This window comes from Paraburkholderia humisilvae (assembly GCF_902859855.1).
Taxonomy (GTDB): Bacteria; Pseudomonadota; Gammaproteobacteria; order Burkholderiales; family Burkholderiaceae; genus Paraburkholderia; species Paraburkholderia humisilvae.
This window is the reverse complement of record NZ_CADIKH010000154.1, coordinates 1-6272: the sequence shown is the minus strand read 5'-3', so window position 1 is coordinate 6272 and position 6272 is coordinate 1. Positions and strand designations below refer to the sequence as shown.

Annotated in this window: 4 protein-coding genes; all 4 read right to left on the bottom strand. The window is 53.9% G+C overall.

Features of this window, described 5'->3' with window-relative positions:
- Positions 1 to 50 precede the first annotated feature (50 nt).
- The 4 genes from HV796_RS39635 to HV796_RS39620 all read right to left on the bottom strand — a co-directional run bounded on the left by HV796_RS39635 (position 51) and on the right by HV796_RS39620 (position 6178).
- Positions 51 to 527, bottom strand: coding sequence for a hypothetical protein (locus HV796_RS39635; RefSeq protein ID WP_175233211.1), 477 nt, complete (start codon positions 525 to 527; stop codon positions 51 to 53).
- Between the two features lie 4 nt (positions 528 to 531).
- Entirely contained in the window at positions 532 to 1434 is a 903-nt protein-coding gene (locus HV796_RS39630) for a polysaccharide biosynthesis/export family protein (protein ID WP_175233210.1), read from the bottom strand.
- A gap of 1868 nt (positions 1435 to 3302) precedes the next feature.
- Positions 3303 to 3827, bottom strand: coding sequence for a Dabb family protein (locus tag HV796_RS39625; protein ID WP_175233209.1), 525 nt, complete (start codon positions 3825 to 3827; stop codon positions 3303 to 3305).
- A 1631-nt stretch (positions 3828 to 5458) separates the two neighbouring features.
- Positions 5459 to 6178, bottom strand: coding sequence for an IS630 family transposase (locus HV796_RS39620; protein ID WP_175233208.1), 720 nt, complete (start codon positions 6176 to 6178; stop codon positions 5459 to 5461).
- Positions 6179 to 6272 lie beyond the last annotated feature (94 nt).

The window sequence follows — 6272 nt, the reverse complement described above, 5'->3', positions numbered from 1 at the left end:
TGCCTCGTCCAACGGCTTCTTTGCCATGGCGCGTATCTCCATTCAATCCGTTAGAGATATAACGCGCCAGCATCGAATCGGTTGTCATGTTTTATGGGAAACTCAATAAGCGCCTCGATCTGACTCTGGTACGCGCCCGTCAGACAGATACTCTGCAGGTCGCAAGTTCCCGTGACCTGCCCTTCCGAGTTGGCTTGACCATCTTGAAGCGCAGTATTCCATAACTTGCCGAACGTCAGACCTTGCGCTGCCGGAAGCATACTAGGCCCCGGATAAGATTGCATACTGGGGTGTCGCGAATAAGGAGCTGGATTCGGGCAAATTGCCATCCAAACGGAAGTATGAGTGCCGCGACAGCTAAGGCCTGCAAGACCGCCGTAGGAACCGTTGACCGTCAGAATAGTGAGCGCGATCACTAGGGTGGGGACATGCTTTTTCATGACCGAAGGCATTCTGGACGAGAAGACCGAACCCATCGCGAGGATCAGATGACCACGATGACCGTTCCCGAACTTGCGAACAACCATCGCCTCATCGCCCTTTCAAGGGATGCGCGGCTGCACTACGGGACGCGGTCGCAAGGCGTGTCCTTGCGGTTTCGTGCGGTGAAAGGGGGCAGGACGGGTTATCGAAATGATGCTGTAACCGTACGACCACCTTGGCAAAAGTGGCGATCTGGTAGAGTATTGTGAAAAGATCTTTGGCAACCGGCGCACTATTGAGGGTGACTTTTGGCAACACCATAATCTTGTCGCCATGCTGAACGACGGTGCTGTGCCGTGAGTCGACAAATGTGCCGTCTTTGTGAACGACGATCGTGTGTAACCTGTCGGCGTTTTTCGTGAAACCGCCGGCCCGCTGGATGTACATGTCCGGCTCCAGTTCGGGCTGATAGGCGATCGATTTTGGAGTATGTACCTCGCCCACGACGCGTACCATTCCATCAAGAGGTGGTACATTAACAACGTCTTCATTTTCCAGGACGAAATCGTGCCAATGGGCACCACTTCCCACGACAACCTGACCACACGGCTCTACACTCAGCGCCCGCTCGATCCATTGCAGTACAATCGACGCATCGTCTTCGTGCACTCGCGTCATGTTGTTCGGCGCGGACTCGCCATCTATTATGCTGTTGCGCAACTTTGATAGCGATCGCGCCATTAGCCACGCCTGCTTCGCCCGAACGCTCTCGCGAAACAGTTGCGTGTTGGAGAAATCCGAGCGCGGTGAGCGTTCGACTTTCGCCATGAGTTCGGCCAGGACCGTGCCATAGGCCACGACGTATTCCTTTGGCCCCAAATGCTCCCCCTGAACACGCACGACTACTACCATTCCCCCTTTCTTGCCGGCAATGAAGGTCATATCGTCCTCTTGATAATACGCACCGACGGCGCCTGAGCAACCGATTGGTATCAATATATCGAGTGCCATATCAACTGGTCATTACACGCTCTACGGCCGTGGGCCTCGATCACAGCTTCCGGCCAGGCGGGATCGTAGGCACTCTGCGTGGTCCAAAGTGCCTCGCGCAAGCTGACGGCGCGCCTGTTCGGCCGAATAATTCGAACGTGCGAACGATCTCTCACCCGTCGCACGCAGTAGAACGAACGTCGTGGTCGTATTGAGATCTGCGGTTGAGTGGCCGCGAGCCATCGACGTTGCGCCATCACGAAAAGCGGGCAGGCGTCTTGGGGCAGCCGTAAGGAATCGATCACGGTCAGACTGAGAGCCGGAGGCAATGACGCACACCACGCTGCCCCAAGCCATCGCGTGTTCAACGTGGCACCCAAGACGAATTGAGCGTCGTGCCCATCTTCCAATGCGGCGACGAACTCGCCCCTTCCCTCGCTCAACGAAGTCTTTCTGCAGAGTGATCTTTTTTGGTCACCAATCATCGCATCCATGCTGGCCTCCGTACTGCAGATGGCACTGAAGCACTATGCCTCGAACCCGTCAAATCCATGGATTCAAACAGGGATTGCGCGCCGACTCTCGATGTCACCTCTGCTCATCTGACCGCTCTGCAAATGAACAGCTCGCCGCTGCGGAGCGGCATGAGTCGAGCAGCAATGCGAACCTGGCCCAACACTTCTCTTCCCAGTGCAGCCAACTTGACGCCTGAGCCTCGAGCAAATAACTGCAGACCATCGGCCAAACCCGCCGGCAGTATCACTTGCGTCCACTGAAAGTGGTGACCACGGGATTCCCTCTAATAGCTACGGAATCGATGATCCCACAGCCATTCCTCCGGAAACAATAATTAAAATCGACGAAACATTTTATTTAAAATAATATTTTATTTCACCGATAAATAACTCCAATAGGCGATGTGAAACAGCCAAATAAACTCTGTGTGGCCCACGTCCGTGGCTGCTCACCTTTCGATACATCGCGTGCGGCCACCAAGCCGATGGGGGCAAAGCTATTGGGTTGAGGCCTGAGAAGGGCTTTCCGCCTGATCGAAAAAACCCAGTCTTCAGTCTGAAAAACTTCGTAATCCGATCGAGAGAGCCGATGGGCGGATTGCCTCTCCCGCTCAATGCTCCAGATGACGCGGCGGCCGACGCCTCTGTCTGCCGCGAATTCTTCGCGGGTTCCCGCCTCACCGGCTGACCTGAGTGCGCCCAGCTCCACAGGCAATAACGGCATGTCCTGCCTCCAGAACGTAAAGTGCGCCGACGTGATCGGCGTTCGCTTCGTGTCCGCACGCGATGCAGCGAACCGCGCTTGCGTCTTGCGATTGTCCTTCGATACATGAACACAGCACGGGCACGTACGTCTCATGTTCTTCCGCTCTACTGCGACGAACAATCCGCCGCACCATGCCGTCTTGTACTCCAGTCGCCAGTGGAGCTCGCCCCACCTTGATCCAGGATGGACTTGTTCAGGCCCGCGCTTTGCCCGAACATTGCGCCCGGGAGAGCGTCTGCCGTTCCATTGGCAGATCTGGTCATATTCCGCACCTGCAAATCTTCGACGGCATTGCGTGGTTTTTCCTAGTTCCGTTTGATGCCTTTTGCAGGAAATCTGAGCTCGCGTTTACGATGCGCACGTGAACCCTCAGGATGCGGAACTTCACCTTCTTTCAATTGCCAATGGTTTTGACCTTGCGGACCATCCGGGCGCTGACAGTTTACGAGTCGCTGCGCATGCTTGCGGAAAGAAGCGGGCGGTGCGACGTACGAACCGTCGCTCATCGTCGCGATCGACCCGCGCCCACGTCAACACCGGCGGCAGGGGCCATGCGGAATCCGCCGTGCTATGCATCGCGAGATTGAACACATTGCGCTTAACTAACCCTAATTTGCGCTCAAAACCTGCTGCTCTTTGCTATCGCCCGGTCGGTAGTCAACGACCGTAACTTCCGACAAAAACCGACCTACAAACTTCTTAAAATCCGCGTGCGCAGCATCATAGTAAAGAGGATCTTTGACGAGAGGATCTCCAACATAATAGTTTCGACTTCCCTCCGATAAAAATGTGACAACAAATACGTGGACAACACCCCGGCTCAAGCCTTCCCCACTCACTTGGTCGCCAGCCTCAATCGATTTTATATAACGATGACCATTCATTAGTGACTCGGTTTTGAGTGCAAGAAATCTTAACTTTATTTCATTCCTCTCGGCTAGAGTGACAGATTTTTTATACTTAAACAAAACAATATGACGAACCAGACCCACCTTATAGTTCTCGGAGGTAAACATTTCCACACCAACTTTTTGCTGCTCCCTCGCGAGATATTCGGCCAGCAAAGCGTCCGACACCGCCAAGCGCGGCAACGCGCAGCAACCAAGTCCAAGAACAAGCGATTTTAATTTCATACACTCCACCTATTAATTTAACGTATCATTTTTCTAAATTTGCATTCCCAATCAACTGAAAGCACCAACCTGAACGGGCCGGTGGTGTTTCAAGCCTTTCTTTTCAACGCCACCAGATCAGAACACGCAGCCCTGCTTCCAGGAAACAGCACACTTCAGAGGGGGTCAACCTCACTTCAATTGCCAAACCAGTCTTCGGTCGCACCCCAAAAATCGCATCCAATGCCCGGTCCGCATTCGCTCATCAGTGGCGAACGTGGCGTTATTGAACGATCGGAATGCGGAGTCACGTACGGCAGGCCGCAAGAAATGCGCTCAAATCGAATTATGCGTGTTGACCGGCTATGCATTCGTACCAACCCACGCTCAGCAAGCAAACATAGCATGTCATTCATCTCGGTCACAGACATGCCAAAGCGATCCGCGAGTTCGAACGTACAATAACCCCGCCCCAGTTCCATCGATCTCAACAACCTCTCCGATGTCAATTTCAATAGTTAACCTTTTTATAAACTGGCAACGCACCGCCACCTCGGGCCCCTGCCACATTCGATAGGTACGAACGGTGGTGATGGCGTTGAGCGCCACGGCTGGCCCACTCAAGAATTCATGTATCACCCGTCAAAAGAGAGGCTCCTCGGATACCCCAAGTCACCAGTCCGGCCACTATTCGCCTTCATTTTGGTCACGCTTATCGAGGGCTTGGTATATCTGTCCGGTAGAATTTAAATTCGACTCTATGTGTTCTCCGTGCCATGCTTCTCACGTCGGCGCTCCATCGATTCCACACTGCCGCTCGTTCGCGCGGGAAGCTATTGAGGTTCTCCCGACCAAGTTCCATCATGATCCAACATGAGACAAGGTCGAAACAGGCAAGGACAGGCTTGTTAATTTGATCCACACCAGCCGCAATGTAGCCGAGTCCGACTCACGAAATCCATTTACGATTTTCTCTTCACAAGCAGCAGAATGTTTGGTACTTGGAATACCATCGGGTTTAGCCCCTTCCTCTTAGCGTAGTCACGCCGACGTGTAGCGCTTCTCGCTGAACGGCTCACCGGCCCGACTCGGTGCTTTGTTTCCTTGACATAAGCCCAGCAGACATGTCGAAGAAGTGGAGCGAGGGGCAGAAAGGGGTTCTTTCTTGACCGACGGAATCAATGTACGAAAGTGAAAGTATGGCCAGTCACTCGAGGTACGGACAGCCCCAACCGAATGCTACGAGATATCGTCCGGATGTCGCAAAGGCTGTGTTTGTGCGACCTGCAAGTCGCCTGAATTTTAGTGTCACAGGAGAAGGCAAAGCGAAATCTACCAGCACAAAGGCGGAGAGGAGAAAGGGATAAGCGGGTACGACCAACATAGGTGAACTTCCGTGTTTCTGTAATCGAAAATTTCGTCGTCGACAACCGATTCAGTCTCTTGCGAAAAGGGCACCAGGAACTGCGGCCATGGAGGCTGTGGAGCGGCCCCGACTGGTAGGCGCGAAAGATCCAGCGCCTCGGACATCAGGTGATGTCACTGCACGCGAAATACGTGCATCCCTTCGATGCGGCAAACACTCAGGCTAGTTGGACGGCATCCCTAGCTGGAATGCGAACTGTTGCGATCAAGAGCGCAGGTCTACAAGATTAGACTGGCAAGAAGAATAGCCAAAGCCGCCCTTCGGATTCCGCGGCCAATTGCATGACCTCCTCGCAGCAATGGACTGGATGGCGGTCTGCGATCAGAAAAATTGGCTCATCCGCGTTGAGCAGCAGACGCCTGGCGAACTCGACGTAGACAGGGATACTAAAATCTCCCTTAAAGCTCATGAAGCGCTGCTGGCCACGCGGATTAATCGCGGAAATGAGCTTCACGTCAGCTTCCTGCGCCACTGGAGCCGTGGCCATCGGTGCGGTAAAAGTGATGACGTGGTCTCTCGACGATACCGCTGATTCGTCCACGAAGAAGATGTGACCGCGTCTGCGCTTTGCCTTCCTGACAATCGCCGGATACTGTTCACGCGTCCACGAGTCGACCCGCGCCCAATCGGATTCGTATGCGTGCGCGAGCGGTCGACGAGGAGCAAATCCAAGCTTGCGCAGCAGTCGGCTGACGGAGACGTCGGACAGCTCGACGGCGAATCGTTCCTGGATTAACAGCCGCACCATATCTCGGGTCCACAATGTGGAATTGAAGTTCATCTGCAACGGATTCGCGGTTGTGACTGCCTGATAAACGAAGCGGATACCTTCCAATGACAGTTTTGTGGGCCTTCCGCGTTCTGCCTTTCCGCGTAAAGCCTCGTAACCACCTTCGCGCCAGATCGCCAACCATTCGTAGATGCGCGCTCCTATTGAGTTTCCCATAAAACATGACAACCGATTCGATGCTGGCGCGTTATATCTCTAACGGATTGAATGGAGATACGCGCCATGGCAAAGAAGCCGTTGGACGAGGCAA